This window comes from Bradyrhizobium sp. (assembly GCF_017881085.1).
Lineage (GTDB): Bacteria > Pseudomonadota > Alphaproteobacteria > Rhizobiales > Xanthobacteraceae > Bradyrhizobium.
In genome coordinates this window covers 1-18,037 of sequence record NZ_JADGRI010000077.1, presented here as the reverse complement: position 1 = coordinate 18,037, position 18,037 = coordinate 1, and the positions used below count along the sequence as shown (strand labels likewise).

At 63.0% G+C, this 18,037-nt stretch carries 20 protein-coding genes; 13 read left to right on the top strand and 7 right to left on the bottom strand.

What is annotated here, in order from left to right; genetic code table 11:
* A partial coding sequence (locus QZ213_RS10005) for a carbamoyltransferase C-terminal domain-containing protein (protein WP_291685908.1) occupies positions 1–1,792 on the top strand: 1,792 nt, incomplete at its 5' end.
* A gap of 36 nt (positions 1,793–1,828) precedes the next feature.
* On the opposite strand, the gene QZ213_RS10000 is transcribed toward QZ213_RS10005, so the two are convergent.
* Positions 1,829–2,974, bottom strand: coding sequence for an OpgC domain-containing protein (locus tag QZ213_RS10000; RefSeq protein WP_291685907.1), 1,146 nt, complete (start codon positions 2,972–2,974; stop codon positions 1,829–1,831).
* Between the two features lie 230 nt (positions 2,975–3,204).
* Between QZ213_RS10000 and QZ213_RS09995 the strand changes: the two genes are divergently transcribed.
* The 5 genes from QZ213_RS09995 (at position 3,205) to QZ213_RS09975 (ending at position 8,851) form a co-directional block, all read left to right on the top strand.
* Positions 3,205–3,510, top strand: coding sequence for an ETC complex I subunit (locus QZ213_RS09995; protein ID WP_291685906.1), 306 nt, complete (start codon positions 3,205–3,207; stop codon positions 3,508–3,510).
* A gap of 168 nt (positions 3,511–3,678) precedes the next feature.
* Positions 3,679–5,283: a carboxyl transferase domain-containing protein gene (locus QZ213_RS09990; RefSeq protein WP_291685905.1), complete on the top strand. Its 1,605-nt coding sequence runs from the start codon at positions 3,679–3,681 to the stop codon at positions 5,281–5,283.
* Between the two features lie 2 nt (positions 5,284–5,285).
* Complete coding sequence (locus QZ213_RS09985) at positions 5,286–7,292, top strand: acetyl/propionyl/methylcrotonyl-CoA carboxylase subunit alpha (protein ID WP_291685904.1); 2,007 nt, start codon at positions 5,286–5,288, stop codon at positions 7,290–7,292.
* A gap of 7 nt (positions 7,293–7,299) precedes the next feature.
* Positions 7,300–8,229 (top strand): hydroxymethylglutaryl-CoA lyase, encoded by a 930-nt coding sequence (locus tag QZ213_RS09980; protein ID WP_291685903.1) that lies wholly within the window; start codon positions 7,300–7,302, stop codon positions 8,227–8,229.
* Complete coding sequence (locus QZ213_RS09975) at positions 8,204–8,851, top strand: ankyrin repeat domain-containing protein (RefSeq protein ID WP_291685902.1); 648 nt, start codon at positions 8,204–8,206, stop codon at positions 8,849–8,851. Before QZ213_RS09980 ends, QZ213_RS09975 begins: the two co-directional genes overlap by 26 nt.
* 29 nt (positions 8,852–8,880) lie before the next feature.
* Here QZ213_RS09975 and QZ213_RS09970 read toward each other — a convergent pair whose 3' ends face one another.
* Genes QZ213_RS09970 through dctP form a run of 3 tightly spaced genes read right to left on the bottom strand, consistent with a single transcriptional unit; the run spans position 8,881 to position 11,809 of the window.
* The gene (locus QZ213_RS09970) at positions 8,881–10,239 is read right to left on the bottom strand and encodes a TRAP transporter large permease (RefSeq protein ID WP_291685901.1); all 1,359 of its coding nucleotides are present in this window, start codon (positions 10,237–10,239) and stop codon (positions 8,881–8,883) included.
* Complete coding sequence (locus tag QZ213_RS09965) at positions 10,236–10,790, bottom strand: TRAP transporter small permease (protein ID WP_291685900.1); 555 nt, start codon at positions 10,788–10,790, stop codon at positions 10,236–10,238. The genes QZ213_RS09970 and QZ213_RS09965 overlap by 4 nt, the downstream gene beginning before the upstream one ends.
* Entirely contained in the window at positions 10,787–11,809 is a 1,023-nt protein-coding gene (dctP, locus tag QZ213_RS09960; protein ID WP_291685899.1) for a TRAP transporter substrate-binding protein DctP, read from the bottom strand. Before dctP ends, QZ213_RS09965 begins: the two co-directional genes overlap by 4 nt.
* Before the next feature lie 345 nt (positions 11,810–12,154).
* Here dctP and QZ213_RS09955 point away from each other — a divergent pair, with 345 nt between their 5' ends.
* Positions 12,155–12,391 carry a pentapeptide MXKDX repeat protein gene (locus tag QZ213_RS09955; protein WP_291685898.1) on the top strand — a complete coding sequence of 79 codons (237 nt, stop codon included), beginning with the start codon at positions 12,155–12,157 and terminating at the stop codon, positions 12,389–12,391.
* A 104-nt stretch (positions 12,392–12,495) separates the two neighbouring features.
* Here the strand turns inward: QZ213_RS09955 and QZ213_RS09950 are convergent, their stop codons facing one another.
* Positions 12,496–12,843: a DUF6481 family protein gene (locus QZ213_RS09950; RefSeq protein WP_291685897.1), complete on the bottom strand. Its 348-nt coding sequence runs from the start codon at positions 12,841–12,843 to the stop codon at positions 12,496–12,498.
* Positions 12,844–13,288: 445 nt separating this feature from the next.
* Here QZ213_RS09950 and QZ213_RS09945 point away from each other — a divergent pair, with 445 nt between their 5' ends.
* From QZ213_RS09945 to QZ213_RS09925, 5 genes are all read left to right on the top strand, one after another.
* Positions 13,289–13,462 carry a hypothetical protein gene (locus QZ213_RS09945; RefSeq protein WP_291685896.1) on the top strand — a complete coding sequence of 58 codons (174 nt, stop codon included), beginning with the start codon at positions 13,289–13,291 and terminating at the stop codon, positions 13,460–13,462.
* Between the two features lie 175 nt (positions 13,463–13,637).
* A complete protein-coding gene (locus tag QZ213_RS09940) occupies positions 13,638–13,856 on the top strand; it encodes a hypothetical protein (protein ID WP_291685895.1) in 219 nt (72 codons plus the stop codon).
* 197 nt (positions 13,857–14,053) lie between these two features.
* The gene (locus QZ213_RS09935) at positions 14,054–14,815 is read left to right on the top strand and encodes a hypothetical protein (protein WP_291685894.1); all 762 of its coding nucleotides are present in this window, start codon (positions 14,054–14,056) and stop codon (positions 14,813–14,815) included.
* Between the two features lie 153 nt (positions 14,816–14,968).
* Complete coding sequence (locus tag QZ213_RS09930) at positions 14,969–15,364, top strand: hypothetical protein (protein ID WP_291685893.1); 396 nt, start codon at positions 14,969–14,971, stop codon at positions 15,362–15,364.
* A gap of 263 nt (positions 15,365–15,627) precedes the next feature.
* A complete protein-coding gene (locus tag QZ213_RS09925; protein ID WP_291685892.1) occupies positions 15,628–15,807 on the top strand; it encodes a hypothetical protein in 180 nt (59 codons plus the stop codon).
* 95 nt (positions 15,808–15,902) lie between these two features.
* Here QZ213_RS09925 and QZ213_RS09920 read toward each other — a convergent pair whose 3' ends face one another.
* On the bottom strand, positions 15,903–16,190 hold the full coding sequence (locus tag QZ213_RS09920) for a hypothetical protein (RefSeq protein ID WP_291685891.1): 288 nt from the start codon (positions 16,188–16,190) through the stop codon (positions 15,903–15,905).
* A gap of 376 nt (positions 16,191–16,566) precedes the next feature.
* Positions 16,567–16,995 (bottom strand): hypothetical protein, encoded by a 429-nt coding sequence (locus QZ213_RS09915; RefSeq protein WP_291685890.1) that lies wholly within the window; start codon positions 16,993–16,995, stop codon positions 16,567–16,569.
* A 328-nt stretch (positions 16,996–17,323) separates the two neighbouring features.
* Here QZ213_RS09915 and QZ213_RS09910 point away from each other — a divergent pair.
* Positions 17,324–18,037: ModD protein (locus tag QZ213_RS09910; protein WP_291685889.1), on the top strand; the 714-nt coding region annotated here is incomplete at its 3' end.

Below are 18,037 nucleotides of genomic sequence, written 5' to 3'. Positions count from 1 at the left end.
CTACGTTCTCGGCCTCAATACCTACGACCATGACGTGAGCGCCTGCCTGCTGCGCGACGGCGCCATCGCATTCGCGATCGCAAAAGAGCGGATCACACGCGAGAAGCACGCCAGCGGCTTCTACAAGGAGGTGATCGATTATTGCCTCGATGCCGAAGGCATCACGCTCGGTGACGTCGATCTGATCGTCCGCAACTGCTACATCCTCCCCGTCACCGAGATGGAAGAGCGGCTGGTCTATCAGGACCGGCCGGGCTTTCTTCCCGACCATGAACGGGCTGAGGCCGCCAAGCACCCATTGTATCTATCGCGTTCCGACAAGGTGGTGTCGGTCTCGCACCATCTGGCGCACGCCTACAGCGCCTTCGCCGTGTCGCCGTTCGAGGAAGGCGTGGTGATGATTGTCGACGGCGTGGGCAGTTATCGCTCCGATGTGCTCGAACCCTGTCCGCCCGGCGATACCGCGACCGCGCTCGCGCGCGAATCCGAGAGCTATTACAAATTCTCCGGCTCGAAAATCGAATGCCTGAAGAAAGTCTGGATGGAGCCCGACCGCGGTTTCCTGAGCGACGAATTCTACAACATGCCGGGACTTGGCGCGCTCTACAGCCGGGCCTCGACCTATATTTTCGGCAACTGGAATAGATGCGGCGAGCTGATGGGGCTCGCGCCCTACGGCCGCCGCGATCAGATCAAACATCTGCTCGAACTCGCCGACGGCAGCTTGCGGGTGCCGCGCTGGACGAGCGACTTCAGGCAGCCCTTCGTGATGGATCGCGGCGGCTGGGAAGCAAGCCCTGCGATGTCGCATTGGGAAGATCTCGCCTGGCGGGTGCAAGACGACACCGAAAACGTGCTGCTGGCCCGAGCCCGCTGGCTGCGCGAAACCACCGGCGCCGGAAATCTATGCATGGCTGGCGGCGTCGCGCTGAACTGCGTCGCCAATGGACGTATCGCGCGGGAGGCCGGATTCGAAAATGTCTGGATTCAGCCTGCGGCCGGCGACGACGGCATCGCGATCGGCTGCGCCTATTACGGCTACCTGGAGATACTGAAGCAACGCCGCTCCTTCGTCATGGACCATTCCTATGTCGGCCGACGTTACAGCGATCAGGATATCGAAAGCGCCACGTCGCGGTTTCTGGTTCGCGTTCAGGCCAAAGCCATGCGAAGCGAAAATATCTGCCGCGACACCGCAAGACTGCTGGCCGGGCAGGCCGTGATCGGCTGGTTTCAGGGGGCGTCCGAATTCGGACCGCGCGCGCTCGGCAACCGCAGCCTGCTGGCCGATCCGCGCAAAGCCGAAATGAAGGATATTCTGAACCGCCGCGTCAAGCACCGCCAGGCATTCCGCCCGTTCGCGCCGATCGTGCTGGCGGAGCGGGCACTGGAGATCTTCGAAGGCGAGGAGGATTCGCCCTTCATGCTGATCGCCAAGTCCGTCCGCCCCGAATGGCGCGACAGGATTCCGGCCGTTGTCCATGTCGACGGCACCGCACGCGTTCAGACCGTGAAGGAAGCCGTCAATCCGATGCTGTATCGGCTGCTCCGGGAGTTCGAGGCGCTGACCGGCGTTCCCGTCCTGATCAACACCTCCTTCAACGTGAAGGGCGAGCCGATCGTGGAGACGCCTGACGATGCCGTGGTATGCTTCCTGACCACGGGAATAGACCATTTGGTCCTGCACGATACGCTGGTCTCGAAAAACGCGCTGCACCGGATCGTCGGGCCGCTGGTTGGGGTGTACAGCGACGTTGCCGCCATGGTCATGACAAGCGCGCGGCCGGCGTGAAACCAACGGTCCGACCGACGCCTGGTCAGGCCGGAACTAGCCGGCCTTCGCCGGGGCTGCCTTCAGCGGCTTGTCCTGCCGTTTCGACCAGGAGATGTAGTAGGCGACGATGGTCATGATCGCGATGCCGGTCACGCTGACGAAGATCTGCGCAAACAGCGAGCCCGAGCTCATCATCAATTCGAAATGTCCGACAAAAGACAGGAAGACGCCGACGCAGAACACCGCGAGCGACTGCTGACCGCAGACGATCAAGGGATCGAACACCCTCCATTCCAGCCCCGGCCATTCCTTGGGCACGAAGCGGATCACCATGATCACGATGACAACGAAATGGATGAAGCGATAGGGCGCGAGATTGGTCTTGTCGTTGGGGTTGAAGGTTGAATAGAGCCAGTGCGGGAACATCGCCCCAACATCCGGAAATTTGCCGGCCATGGTCATGACAAGGCCAAGGATGAGATAGGCGATGCAAAACCAGAGCGTGGCGCGCGCATTGATGATTGCCATCGACTTTCCGGCGCCGCCAAGCGCGCACCACGAGCCGAACACGAACAGCACCTGCCAGCAATACGGGTTGAAGTACCAGGTCCCGGCGGGATAGGCCTTGAAATTCCAGTCGAATTGCCGGGCGGCCAGCCACAGCACGATGGACGCCAGCATGGTCCAGTTGGGCTGGCGCAGCATGATCCAAAGGACCGGAGGGAACAGCCCCATCAGGACGATATAGAGCGGAAGCACGTCGAGATTGACCGGCTTGAACTTGAGGAGCAGGCCCTGGCGCAGCGTCTCGGTCGCATTGTCGACCAGGCCTGCGACGTTGAACTCGTTGATGATCTCGGAATCGCCGAACCGCAGTGCCAGATAGCTGATCGAGGCGATGTAGATGACGAACAGAATGATATGGGCGACGTAGAGCTGCCAGACCCGCTTGGTCAGGCGGGTGGCGCCGACGATGAAACCGCGATCCAGCATCATCCGGGCGTAGACGAAGGATGCGGTGTAGCCGGAGATGAAGACGAACAGGTCGGCGGCGTCGCTGAAGCCGTAATTCCGGGTGGTGATCCAGTTCACGACGTTGTCGGGGATGTGGTCCAGAAAGATCGCCCAGTTCGCCACCCCGCGAAACAGGTCGAGGCGGAGGTCGCGGCCTTTTTCGGGGAGGGTTGCGTTGATTTTCATGGGGGCCGTTTGGGACTGATAGTTTCGAGAGGGATCGGGCGGCAGGACAGGGGTATCAGCCGTGCATGCGGCAAAGATTGTCACACCGCAGCATAATGACTATACCGGTCCGGAAAAGGTAACATCTGGGATGGGAATCACCGATCAAAATCCTGAAAGGTGTCTCTATACTATCCCGGCCGTTTCCACCACGCGCTTCCATGCCGCAATCTCACGGGGCCTGATCATCCATGACCGCACGCATCTTTAAGCCCGCCAAAAACGCGATGCAATCGGGGACCGCCAAGACCAAGGAATGGCAGCTTGATTACGAACCCGAGCAGCCCCGCGCGATTGAACCCCTGATGGGCTGGACTTCTTCCGCCGACATGAAGCAGCAGCTCACCATCCGCTTCCACACCAAGGAGGAGGCGGTGGCCTATTGCGAAGGCAAGGGTATTGCCTACCAGGTCATCGAACCCAAGGCGCCGGCCCGCCGGCAGGCCGCCTATGCCGACAATTTCGCGTTCCGGCGCAGCGAGCCCTGGACCCATTAGGGGGCCATCCCAAGCGCCCGATGCCAGCTTCCTCCAAAGAACCGCAAGTTCCGGGCTGCCCAATTTCCTTGATGGCCAAGTTCTTTATTGCCTAAGGCGGCGGCGCAATGACACCATGGCGTCCGCCCCCATGCGCAAAATGCGGCGCACAATCAACAGCAGAAGGCCATGCCGCTTCATTCCACCATCGATCCCACTTCATCCGATTTTGCCCGCAACGCGGAAGCCATGCGCGCGCTGGTCGCGGAGCTCCGCCAAAAGCTCGAGCAGGTCGCCGGTGGCGGCGGCGAGACCTCGCGTATCCGGCACACCTCGCGCGGCAAGATGCTGGCGCGCCAGCGCGTCGACCTTCTGATCGATCCGGGAACGGCGTTTCTCGAACTGTCGCCGCTGGCGGCCAACGGCCTCTATGGCGGCGACGTGCATTCCGCCAGCGTCATCACCGGGGTGGGGCGGATCTCGGGGCGCGAATGCGTCATCGTCGCCAACGACGCGACCATCAAGGGTGGCACCTATTATCCGATGACCGTGAAGAAGCATCTTCGCGCCCAGGATATCGCGCGGCAGAACAATCTGCCCTGCGTCTACATGGTCGATTCCGGCGGGGCCTTCCTGCCGCAGCAGGACGAGATCTTTCCGGACGAGCGGCATTTCGGCCGCATCTTCTACAATCAGGCGCAGATGTCGGCGCAGGGCATTCCGCAGATTGCCATTGTGATGGGCTCCTGCACCGCCGGCGGCGCCTATGTTCCGGCGATGTCGGACGAGAGCATCATCGTGCGCAACCAGGGCACGATCTTTCTCGGCGGGCCGCCGCTGGTGAAGGCGGCGACCGGGGAAGTGGTGACGGCGGAAGAACTCGGCGGCGCCGACGTGCATTCCAGGCAATCCGGTGTTACCGATCACTATGCCCAGAACGACAGCCACGCGATCGGCATCGCGCGGCGCATCGTCGCCACACTGAAGCAGCCCGCGCGCGTCGGGTTGAACATGCGCGAGCCGCGCGAGCCGCTGTTTGCGCCGGAAGAGATCTACGGCGTGGTCTCCGCCGACGGCCGTAAACCGTTCGACGTCCATGACATCATCGCGCGCCTTGTCGACGGGTCCGAGTTCGACGAATTCAAGAAACTATACGGCCAGACGCTGATCTGCGGTTTCGCGCATATCTGGGGCTATCCGGTCGGCATCATCGCCAATAACGGCATCCTGTTCAGCGAGAGCTCGCTGAAGGGCGCCCATTTCATCGAATTGTGCTGCCAACGCCAGATCCCGCTGGTGTTCCTGCAGAACATCACGGGTTTCATGGTCGGCAAGAAATACGAGGCCGGCGGCATCGCGCGCGATGGGGCCAAGCTGGTGACGGCGGTCGCGACCGCAGGCGTGCCGAAATTCACCGTCGTGATCGGCGGCTCCTACGGCGCCGGCAATTACGGCATGTGCGGGCGCGCCTATAGCCCGCGCTTCCTCTGGATGTGGCCGAACGCGCGGATTTCCGTGATGGGCGGCGAACAGGCTTCCATGGTGCTGAGCCAGGTCCGCCGCGACAATATCGAGGCCAAGGGCGAGACCTGGTCGGCGGAGGAGGAAGAGAAATTCCGCGCGCCGATCCGCGCCCAGTATGAGAGCCAGGGCAGTCCCTATTACGCCACCGCGCGGCTGTGGGACGACGGTGTGATCGATCCCGCCGATACCAGGCTGGTGCTTGGCCTCGGATTGTCGGCGGCCTCGAATGCGCCGATCGAGCCCACGAAATTCGGCCTGTTCAGGATGTGACGATGGATCGCGCAAAACTCTACCGGCGGTTTCGCACCCTCCTGATCGCCAACCGCGGCGAGATCGCCTGCCGTGTCATCCGCACCGCGCGCGCGATGGGCTTGCGCACGGTCGCGGTCTATTCCGAAGCCGACTGCGACGCCATGCATGTCGCGATGGCCGATGAGGCGGTGCTGCTCGGGCCGGCGCGGGCGCGCGACAGCTATCTCAACATCGAACGCGTGATCGAGGCGGCGCGAAAGACTGGCGCCGAGGCGGTTCATCCCGGCTACGGCTTCTTGTCGGAGAGCGCCGAATTCGCGCAGGCCTGCCTCGATGCGGGCCTGGTGTTCGTCGGCCCGACCGCCGCCATGATCCGGATGATGGGCTCGAAGTCGGGCTCGAAGATGCTGATGGAGCAGGCCGGGGTGCCGCTGGTGCCGGGTTTTCACGGCGAAGCCCAGGACGAGGCGACGCTATCGAAGGCCGCCGACAAGATCGGGTTTCCGGTTCTGGTCAAGGCGTCGGCCGGCGGCGGCGGGCGCGGCATGCGCATCGTGCGTTCGGCCGGGGAGCTTGCCGCCGCGATCACAAGCGCCAAGCGCGAGGCCAAGGCCGCTTTCGGCGACGATCGCATGCTGATCGAAAAATTCGTGCAGAACCCGCGCCACATCGAGGTGCAGGTGGTCGGCGACAGTCACGGCAATCTGTTGTCGCTGTTCGAGCGCGAATGCACTTTGCAGCGGCGCCATCAGAAGGTGATCGAGGAGGCCCCGTCGCCGACGCTTGACGCGAAGCAGCGCGAGACGGTCTGCGCCGCCGCGCGCAAGGCGGCCGCCGCGGTCGATTATGTCGGCGCCGGCACCATCGAATTCGTCTCCGACGGCAAGGACGTGTTCTTCATCGAGATGAACACGCGGCTGCAGGTCGAGCATCCCGTGACCGAATTGATCACGGGTATCGACCTCGTGGAATGGCAGTTGCGGGTCGCCTTCGGCGAAAAGCTGCCGCTCAAGCAGGATGAGATCAAACTCAACGGCCACGCCATCGAGGCGCGGGTCTACGCTGAAAATCCGCACAAGAATTTCATGCCGTCGGTCGGCAGGATCCGGACCTGGCGCATGCCGGAAGCCCTGGACGGCCTGCGCATCGATGCCGGGTACCGCGAGGGCGATGCGGTCTCGCCGCATTACGACGCCATGCTGGCCAAGGTGATCGCGTGGGCGCCGACCCGGGACGAGGCGATCGCGCGGCTCAATCGCGGGCTCAAGGAAGCCGATGTCCGCGGCATCGTCACCAATATTCCGTTCCTGTCGGCGCTGGTGACTCATTCGGACGTCCGCGCCAACGCCATCGATACCAGCTTCATTGAACGCGAATTGACCAACCTGACACCCGCGCCTGCGGCGCCCGGCGATCTCGAACTGTGTGCGGCGGTAGCGGCCATCCTCGGCGAGGAGGCAGAACCCGCGCGGCGCGGGGCGCATTCGCCGTGGCTGACATCAGGCTGGATGCCGGTGGGCCGGCGGCAGCGGCTCTTCACCTTCCGTCCCGGGCAGGGCACTGAACAGAAGGTCGGCCTGGCCTATGGCAGCGGGCCCGCGAAACTGTCGATCGGTGATCGCGAATTTGGCTTTGCATCCTCGCCCAGCGACGACGGCGGCTTCGATCTCAGGCTCGACGGCATGAAATCCCATGTCGTCTCGGTTATCGAGGGCCATGAGCTTTACTTGCGGACCCGCAATGGCCGCTTCGATCTGCATTGGGTCGATCCGTTCGGCGGCGAGACCGAGGAACAGGTCGGCGAGGACAAGATCGTGGCGCCGCTGCCCGGCACCGTGGTGGCGCTATTGGCCGAAGTCGGCGCGACGCTGGAGAAGGGCGCGCCGATCCTGACGCTGGAAGTGATGAAAATGGAACAGACCCTGCGCGCGCCGTTTGCCGGCGTGCTGAAGGCCATCAAATGCAAGGTCGGCGATATCGTCGGCGAAGGCGTCGAACTGGCCGAGGTCGAACCCGTAGCCGCATGAGATCAGCATGAGCGAAAGCGTCCGCATCGTCGAAGTCGGTCCGCGCGACGGCTTACAGAACGAAAAGACGCCGATCGGCGTCGCCGATCGCATTGCCTTCATCGAGGCGCTGGTAGCTGCAGGGCTGCATACCGTCGAGGTCGGGGCCTTCGTGTCGCCGAAGGCGATCCCGCAGATGGTGAATTCGGACCAGGTGCTGCGCGGCGTCGATCACCACCCCGACAGCGAATTCCATGTGCTGGTTCCCAACGAAAAGGGCTACGAGGCCGCACGCGCCGCCGGCGCCAAGGTGATAGCGGTGTTTGCCTCGGCGTCGGAAGGCTTTTCCCGCGCCAATATCAACTGCTCCGTCGCGGAATCCATCGAACGCTTCAGGCCGGTCGTGGCGCGCGCCGGGGCCGATGGCGTCAAGGTGCGCGGCTATATTTCCTGCGTGCTCGGATGTCCCTTCGACGGTGAGGTGAAGCCATCCGCTGTAGTGAATGTCGCCGACATGCTGTGGGAGCTCGGCTGCTACGAAATCTCGCTTGGCGACACCATCGGCGTCGGCACGCCGCTGAAAGCGAAGGCTCTGTTGCGCGCGGTGGCCGGGACCGTGCCGATCGCCGGCCTGGCGATGCATTTTCACGACACCTACGGCCAGGCGCTGGCCAATCTCTATGCCGGGATGGAGGAGGGCGTCCGCGTGATCGATTCCGCCGCCGGCGGTCTCGGCGGCTGCCCCTACGCGCCCGGCGCCACCGGCAATGTCGCGACCGAGGACGTGGTCTACATGCTGGAGGGCATGGGGATCACGACCGGGGTTGATATGGCAAAACTGCTGGCGGCGACCAACGTGGTCAGCCGGTTGATCGGGAGGCCGCCCGTAAGCCGTGTGGCGGCTGCGCTCAACGCCAAGCAAGGCGCCAGTCATGACACACTCCAGCGGCCCGCATGACCAAGCGCTGATGGGATTTGCGCGGGCCGTCGCTGCCGGCGATGTCGGGACTGCTTCCCAACTGCTTGCAGCGTCGCCGGATTTGGCGCGCGTCTGCCTCGGGCAGGGAGCGACGCGCCAGGAAGCCAAAGAGTACTTTCTCGATGAAATCGGTCACTACGTGTATCGGGGAGACACCGCACTGCACGTTGCGGCCGCTGCCTACCGGCACGAGATTGCGCGAGAGCTGATTGCGGCGGGGGCAAATGTTCACGCGAGGAATCGCCGTGGCGCTGAGCCGATTCACTACGCGGTCGACGGCAATCCGGCGTCGCACAGATGGAATCCCGAAGCACAGGCGGAGACGATCATCGTACTGCTCGAAACGGGTGCCGATCCAAATGCCATCGACGAAAGCGGAGTGAGTCCGTTGCACCGTGCCGTACGCACGCGTTGCGCCGCGGCGGTAAGGGTCCTTCTCGACGGTGGCGCCGATGTCCGATGCAAGAACAAGAACGGTTCGACTCCGATGCAACTCGCAACACGGAATACCGGTCGCGGGGGCACCGGCTCGCCGGAGGCCAAAGCCCAGCAAAAGGAGATCCTACGGCTGCTTGAGCGGCACGGCGGGTCCCGAGGATGACCCGTGTCTGCAGATGAGGTGCGCGAAACTCACCGTCCCCCGTCCGGCCCCATCACCAGATCGGGCAAGGCCGTGGAAATCCCGGGAACGAAGCACAATACCACCACCGCCAGCATCATCAGGAGCACGAAAGGCAGCGTGCCCCAGATCACCTCGCTCAGGGGAATATCCGGCGCGACGTTGCGGATAACGAAGATATTCAGGCCGACCGGCGGGTGAATAAGCCCCATCTCCATGACGATGGTCATGATGATGCCGAACCAGATGATGTCGAAATTGGCCGCGCGCAGCGGCGGCAGGATGATCGGCGCGGTCATCAGGATGATCGACACCGGCGGCAGGAAGAAGCCGAGCACGACCACCATGACCAGGATCGCCGCCAGCAATTCCCAGCGCGGCAGCTGCATGGCCACGATCCCTTCCGCGACCGACTGCGAGATGTGCAGATAGCTCATCACGTAGGAATAGAGCAGCGACATGCCGATGATCATCATCAGCATGGTGGATTCGCGGATAGTCGATTTCAGGATCGGCGCCAGATCCGAAGGCCGCCACACGCTGTAGATCAGCGCGATCAGCACCAGCGCCAGGAGCCCGCCGAGGCCGGCGGTTTCCGAAGGTGTGGCAAAGCCGCCGTAGAGCGCGATCATCACGCCGGTCAGCAGCAGCACGAACGGCAGCACCCGCGGCAGCACGCTGAAGCGCTCGGCCATGGTGAACTCGTCGCGCTGCAGGATCGCCGAGGCAGCGCCAGTCTTGGCGTAGAGCGCGCTGGCGGCGGCATATTCTTTCCGGAAGCGGATCACCGCGTAGATACCGAACAGCGTGACCAGCAGCAGCCCGGGTCCGATGCCCGCGAGGAACAGGCGGCCTAAGGATTTTTCCGCGGCGACCGCGAACAGGATCATGGTGATCGACGGTGGGAGCAGGATGCCGAGCGTGCCGCCGGCGGCGATGATTCCGGCGGCGAACCCGCCGGAATAGCCGCGCTTGCGCATCTCGGGGATGCCGGCCGATCCGATCGCCGAGCATGTGGCGGGCGAGGAGCCGGCCATCGCCGCGAACAGCGCGCACGCGAATACGTTGGCGACGCCGAGCCCGCCGGGCACACGATGCAGCCAGGCGTGCAGCGCCGAATACAGATCCTGTCCCGCCCGCGATTTGCCGATCGCGGCCCCCTTGAGGATGAAGAGCGGGATCGACAACAGCGTGATCGAGGCCATTTCCTCATAGACGTTCTGGGTCACGGTATCCAGCGAGGCCGCGGGCATGTAGATGCCCATGAACAACACCGCGACCGCGCCCAGCGCGAACGCGATCGGCATACCCGAGAACATCGCGACCAGGGTGGCGAGCCCGTAACTGATGCCGATTCCGACCACGGTCATCGGCGCGCCGTACCGATCAGGGGAACGACGATCTGCAGCAGGATCTGCACGCACAACAGCGTCATGCCGATTGCCATCAGGCCGTAGGGGATGGCGAGCGGCGGCGACCACATCGAATTCGAGACCTGGCCGTCGGCCCAGGCTTCATGCGTGAGCGTCCAGGATTTCCAGGCGAAGAAGGTGCAGAACAGGAAGCTTGCGACGTCGACCAGCCACAGCCTGATCCGGTTGGCCATCGGCGACAACAGGCCCACGAAGGCCTCGATGCCGATATGGCCGCGCTGTCCCTGCACGTAAGCCGCCGTCATGAAGGTGGCGCCAACCAGAAGAAACACTGCCGCCTCGTCCTGCCAGTAATTGGCGCTGTGGAACAGCGCGCGGCTCAGCACGCTATAGCTGAGGATACCGCAGGCTGCGATCAGCGCCAGCGCCGCGAAGGCGACGATGATGATGTTGCAGACGTCAAGCCCGCGCTCGACCGCCGCCACGAGCGGGTTGCCCGCAGCGGCCTTCGAACGGTCCGGCTGATCCCCGACCGGACCATGCATCATGCGGCGACATCGGACGCAAGCTTCAACAGGCTGGCCGCGGTGGCGGTCTTGGCGCCGTAGTCCTTCCACGCGGTATCGCGCGCAATGTCGCGCCATTTGCCGACGGTCGCGATATCGAGCTTGGCGATCTTGCAGCCGGCCTTTTCATAGACCTTGGCCACTTCGATATCGTCGTCCTGCGCGCCCTTCTTGCCGAAGGCTTCGAGCTCGGAGCCGACCGCGAGAATGATGTCCTGATGCTTCTTCGGCAGGCCGTCGAAAATCGACTTCGACATCATCAGCGGTTCCAGCATGAACCAGTAGGAGGCGCCGGCGCCCGAGGTCAACGCCTTCGAGACTTCCTCGAGCCGGAACGAAATCAGGCTGGTGGAGGAGGTGATGCCGGCGTCACAGGCGCCGGTCTGCATCGCCGCGTAGATTTCGTTCGAGGGCACCGACAGCACGGACGCGCCGGCGGTCTGCAGCACCATGTCCATTTCGCGCGAGCCGCCGCGGACCTTCATGCCCTTGGCGTCTTCCGGCGCGACGATCGGCTTCGAGCGGCTGGCGACGCCGCCGGCCTGCCAGACCCAGGTCAAGAGGATGATGCCCTTGTCGGCGAGGAAATCCGTCAGCGCCTTGCCGATCGGATTCTTCTTCCAGGCCAGGCCCTGGTCGTAGGTCGCGACCAGGCCGGGCATCAGGCCGATATTGGTCTCCGGCAGTTCGCCGCCGGCATAGGGCATCGGATAGAGGCTGATATCGAGCGCGCCTTTGCGCATCGCCGAGAATTGCGCGTTGGTCTTGATCAGCGAAGAGTTGGGGTAGATCTCGGCTGCAATCTCGCCGCCGCTCCGCTTTGCCACCTCGGCGGCGAACATCCGGCACAGCCGGTCGCGGAAGTCACCCTTGTCGACGGTGCCGCCGGGAAACTGGTGCGAGATTTTCAGCGTGGTCGCGGCGTGGGCCGTGCCGGTGCCGAAGCGCAGGATGGCGGGCGCGGCAAGCGTGGATGCGAGAACGTGGCGACGTGTGAGCATGGAAGTCCCCTGAGCGAATATCGGTTGGAATGGTTCGGGCGCGTTGCCGGCATATTAGCCTGTATTCGCCCGAAGTTTCTCTAGTTTGATAGTTGGAGGCGGAGCGTTAGGGAAGCGGAGCGTTAAGAAAGTCTTGCTTCCTTGCTGCGGCGCACACTTGCCGAGAGATTCGACGGAAAAAAGACCGAATGGAGCTTTTGGCGGGGTTCATTGCCTAGGGCCAGGGACATGTCAGACGGCCTTGCCTAAAATTTTTCAGGCCGGGGTAACAAACGAGGCTGCGGGACCGTCTTGGACTTAGCGGCATACGTCGCTTTCAACCGGCTCCAAAGGGAAGACCAACCAATGACCATCAGCACCCGCATCGCGCTCGGAATTTCGGCCGCGGCGCTCTCGCTCAGCCTGGCGCTCGCGCCGGCCGCCTTCGCCCAGGACAAGATGGGCAAGGACGACGGCATGAAGAAGGACTCGATGTCCAAGGATTCGATGAAGAAGGACACGATGTCAAAGGACTCGATGAAGAAAGACGACGGAATGAAGAAGGACGGCATGAAGAAAGACGACGGGATGAAGAAGAACTGAGCCGAACGCTCGTCTGCGGCACAGGCTCGCCCGATCGCGGCGGGCCTGTGACCAGCCGTCATCTATCTCTCATCACTTAAGCTTGGGCCGTCCGGAGCGGTCGGCTATTTCTTCTTCTTTTTGCGCGCCGCATAGCGAGCATCGCGCGCGGCCTTGCGTTCGGCCTCGAGCGCGGCTTCGCGTGCCACGGCCTCTTCCTTGTCGCGCGCGAGTTGGGCTGCGGCCGCAACCGCTGCCTCTTCCTCGCGCTGTTTCTGCTCGGTCTTGGCGGCTTCGCGGGCCAGCTTGGCTTTGGCGCGCTCCGCCGCGACCGCCTCGCGCTCGGCCTGCCGCTGCTTGACGGCGGGATCGTCGGGACCCGGCTGGCTGCGGAATTTGCTCAGGATGTTCTGCTTCGCCTGTTGCGCCGCCTTCTGCCGGTCCGCAAAGCTAGGTTCCTTGAATCCACTCATTGAAATCGCCTTGTCGCTTTCTTGTTCGTTGTGAGGTGACCGGCTTTCCGCCGAACCACATGAGGGCAGGACAGCGCTGCCTGCGTGACTTGGAGCGGTGTACATCCGCCCGCGCCGGGATGCCATCGAAATAGGGGCGGCGAGGGTGTGTCAGTGGTAATTTTTTGGTTCGGATGCGCGGCAATAATGGGCCGGGGCGGCCGATATCGCAGCCAACCGCCTGAAGCGCAGGCGTTCTATCGATAGTAGCTTGTCGGCCGCGCTTGTGTTCGAGCAGCGGCCAATTGTGTGCGCTTTTCGAGACCGTCGCTGGAACGAGGAGCCGCGGAATCTTGGTTCTCGCTTCGTGGTCAACTGATCGGACGAGCCTTGATGCCCCGATCGTGATATCGATAAGCTGCGGCGATCCGCTGCATGACATTATTGTTTCCGGATTTTTCTGTCGATGACCGATCCCGAACAAGGCGGCACCCGGCGCGGCGCGATCGCGGGCCTCGCGATCGCGGTGGTGCTGCTGGCTGTCGGGCTATGGCTCGCCCGCGAACTAACCGCGACCAGCAAGATACAGGATTGCCTGATGTCGGGACGCACCAACTGCAACGTCATTCCGGCGCAATAAGCCCCGGGGCATCACGGATTTGCCGCGCTTGAATTGTGTAACGGGCACAGTCTCGCTCGCGTAGGGGGCTTGGGGAAGGCTGTGACGCCGATCACTCAGCTGAATCGCCGGACCTGATAACGCTGGTTTTCGGCAGTTACCTGCGACAGGATGACGCCAGACAAGGATATTCAACATGAAGAAATTTCTGAAATCGTGTCTCACGGCCGCGGCGATCGCGACTGCCATCGTGGGTTCAAGCGCGCCGGGCTTTGCCCGCGGCGGCGCCGCAAATATCATGAATTCGCCCGGCTATCAGCGGCGGCTTCAGGAATCGCGGCAGCAGGTGTCACCGCCGGACGTGCAATCACCCGCCCATCGCGGACACCAGTCGCGACATCACCACCGGCATTGAGGGGCGTCTCCCGAGACAAGCCTGCAATGATCGTCAGGGCTGCCCAAGCGGGAACACAAATTGGCTCGATCTTTACTGATTTGTAACGAGACAAATGGCGAGCGGCTCATCAGCAATAGCGTCGGTGGCGTGAATCAGCGCAGATATAGCCCGTGCTCCTGAGCGCCGCGGCTTGACGAACAATGGGGTGTGCGAACATGAACGCATTCAACCGATCCAGGATTATTCTTCCTCTGGTTGCCGCCCTGGCGGTTTTCGCGCTTTCAGCCCACGCCGAAGAACCCGCGCAACATCCTGTGAACAAGGGAGCGGTTCAGGGCTCCAAGCCACCGGCGGGAGGCGCAGCGCAAGCGTCCAAACCGGTTCCCGGACATGCACCCGGGCCCGTGGCCGGCCGGGGGCCGCAGGATATCCATCGCGGGCCACCAGATGCGCGCCCTGCCCACAGCGCCTTGCCGGCGCGCAATTTCGGCGGACACGCCTATCGCGGCCGCCTCGCCTGGGAGGGCGGACGCTGGCATCACGAAAGTCACAACGGACGTGACGGCTGGTGGTGGGATGTCGGCGGCGTCTGGTATTACTACCCGCAGCCGATGGAAGGTCCGCCCACCTACATCTCGGAGGACTATGCGGACGATATCGGCGGCCCCTACGGGCCGCCCGTCGCCGATGGTTACGCCCCGCCGCCTCCCGGTGCCTATGCACCGCCGCCGCCGGAACCCGCGCCTGATCCAGGCGCTAGCGCGGTCGGCGGCGCCATTGTCGGCGGGCTGCTCGGTGGCCTTCTGACGGGACACGCGAGCGGTGCCGCTGCCGGTGCGATCGCGGGCGGCGCGACCGGTGCGATCATCGGCGCACAGGCCGCGTCACGGCCCGGCTATTACCTGTCTCAGGGCAATTGTTACTATCGCTACCCGTCCGGGCAGTACGTGCAGGCCGATCCGCGCGCGTGTTACTGAATCGAAACCACCCTGAAAGCCAAAGCGCGCGGGCGCGCACTTTCGGCCGTGCAAGAGCCCGCTGGTTCACGGGGCGGGTTTTCTGTTGCGAGCCTGTCGCTTCGTCCCTTTAATGCCGACGGGTAGGAATTCTTGGGCGGAGAGGGAGCGAAAATGAAAAGGATAGCGGTGGCTGTTGTGGTCGGTCTCGCCTTGTCACTAGCAGCCTGCGGAAAGGAACCGGGGCCCGCGGGCCCGAAAGGCGACGCCGGGGCGCAAGGCCCGGCCGGACCGCAGGGCGCGCAGGGCGTGCAGGGCGTCCCTGGGGCGCAGGGACAGGCGGGTCCTCAGGGACCGCAGGGGCCGCAGGGCGCGCCGGGGTCGAAGGGTGACAAAGGTGACCCTGGACCGGCGGGCGCTTCCGTCATTCGATCGGTGCAGGCGGATGGTGCGGTCAGTTGTGATGCCGACGAGACGCTGGTGTCGGTGTTCTGCCCCGCCGGCGGTGCGCCGGATGGCGCGAAATGCGGGACACCGCCGACCATCGGCCTTTGCCTGAAGAAGCCGTAAGCGCCGGGCGCGCGATCGCCGGCACGGAAGGGTATCCGGTCGGGACAGGATGCGCCGGTCGCGCCTGCGACCGACTGGATCATGCAGATCGAAGCGCGGCGGTTCGCGCTTCGATACCTCTTGACGGGGGTGAGGCGGTCGCAGCCGCGGATCACGGCGCATATTTTTTCCGGCGCTGCGAAATTTCCTTGGCGTCGCCATCTTTTCGAACCGGGTGCATGCAAAATTACGATCTTGGGTTGTGTGTTGCGTGGAGTAGTGCCGTGGGGACGGATCTTCAAACCAAAGTCGAGAAGTACGAGACCAAGGCCGCCCAGTGCGTGGAGTGGGCCAGGCAAGCCGCCGAAGGGCCCCAGCGGACCTTCTTCGAGGTGCTTGCCAATTATTATGGCGAGCTGGCAACGAATTTCCGGCAAGTCATGGAAAAGCGGAAGGTCGCGTAGCCGGCGGTCACGAGATTGCGGCAGTTCGAAGGTTAAAAGAAAACCCGCCAACCGGTGCGGGTTTAGTGCAAAGGCGCTATTGCGCGATTGCTGGATTACTTGAACAGGCAATCCTCCACCGGCTGCGGCGGGCGCGCATTGCAGGCGAGGTGGCAAACCGGGATGCCGCCGCTGTTGTCGCCCGGACAGTCATAGTCATGAGTCTTGCCGCTCGCAGTGCATGTTCCATGGCAATGGATTCCGGGACCGGCGCCGATTTGATAGCTACTCACCGTGCTCATCTTGACGCCCATACTCTTGGACTTGGCATGTGCGGAAGGCCCGACAAGGACAATCGACGCGACAACTCCAAGAGTCAGGCAAGTAATTCTGAGTGCTTTCATGGCCTTCTCCTGTACTGCTCAAAGTAATTCGGTTTGAGCAAACTAGGGCAGGCAGCCGGAGGCCGCTGTGGGCTGGTTCACAGTTCGCCAACAAAAGCAATCTGAGGTAGCAGGCGGCCCGCGCCTAGTATCAGGTGGGAAACGGCAATGGTTCCAGCCTAGCGGGGCCGGTCGCCAATTCATTTAATCTCAAAGTGGTCGAAATTGACCACGGACTGAAGACTTCGCGGGAGCACCGTAGCTCCGTTGCCGCAGCCGCACCGGCATTCTTTCGGTGATCGTCAGAAGATAGCCGCAACGATGCCAATGGGGGATATCCATGCGCGCTCTTTTGCTTGCCACTATGTTGCTCGCCGCTTCATCCAGCCTCAACTCCTCATTCGCTCAAGACCAAGGCGAACCAAAGCCGTCGGCGGGAGCCCCACAAACCATTCCCGCACAACCTGATCAGAATTCTCAGCAACAGCGGGATCAGCGAACCGACCGTGATCGATCGAAAGACGATGATCGAGCCATGGGGCATGATCGAATGATGCGCCGTGACGACAGCGACCGTATGGGCCGCGATGACCGTGGAATGGGCTCCAACTGGAGAATGCATCGCGACCGAGAGACTGGCCGCGATCGCGACATGGATCGCGGACGTTACAGCGATCGGGGAAATCGAGACGACGATTATGCGGACCGGGATGGGGACAACAGGGGTTATTCCGATGAAGTCCACCCCCGGCATCGCGTTAAAATCTGCGTCGAATACGACAACGGCGACGAATATTGCCGTTACAGACAATAAGGTTGGCGGCATTATTCTGGATCAGGTGAGCGCCAGATGCTCTCCAAAACACGCCGGCCACGTGAAAGACGTATCGTACCGTTGACGCGGGCAACATATTCGATCGCAGAATTTTGCGAAATGACCGGTCTTAGTAGAGCGATCGTCGCACGCCAGATCCACGCTGGTATCCTCGCATCATCAAGCTCGGTTCTCGCCGGTTGATCCTTGCACTTTGTAATGAATATAACGAGCCGTGTCGGAGACATGCGACCGTTTCAGTACCTAAATTGCCTTCGCACTTGCAGCGATCCGGCAGCGCGACCGGCGAAAATCCGATTCGTGCGGATTGGCCCGGATCGTGCAAATCCTGCCATGTCGAAAAATCGACGAGTGGCGCGTTGCGAACGATCGCGGCGCGGCCTCGGCTGTCGATACGCGCAACGCCGATCCCTTGACGGCGATCCGGACTGGATCGGCGCTGGAGAACAAAGTGCTCTGTCCGTTTCCTGGGCCGATCCTGACCGCGCATGGTCCGGCGTCGGCGCTGCTGCGCAGCTGGAAGGTGGCGCAGACCTTGATCGAGATCTGGTCCGGGGTCGCAACCGATGCCCGCGCCATCGTCGATGCCGCGAGTGAGGTTGCGCCCAATATCGCGGTCGCCTGCACGCGCAAGAACGTTCCCGGCACCAAGCGTTTTGCGGTCGCGGCAGTGAAGGCGGGCGGCGCGGTGATGCATCGTCTCGGATTGTCCGAGACGGTGCTGGTCTTCCCGGAGCATCGCGCTTTTCTCGGCGAGGAAATGCTCGCGGAGTCCGTCGCTCGGCTGCGCCGCGCCGCGCCGGAAAAGAAGCTGGTGATCGAAGTGAATACGCTGCAGGAGGCGATCGTCGCGGCGAGTGTCGGCTTCGACGTGATCCAGGCCGAGAAATTCACGCCGGCCGAAATCGCCTCGCTGGTTGCACGAATGGCGATCATGGCGGCGGAGCGATCGTCGTATCCAGTCATTGCCGCCGCCGGCGGCATCCATGCCGGAAATGTCGCAGCCTATGCGATGGCCGGAGCCAACATCGTG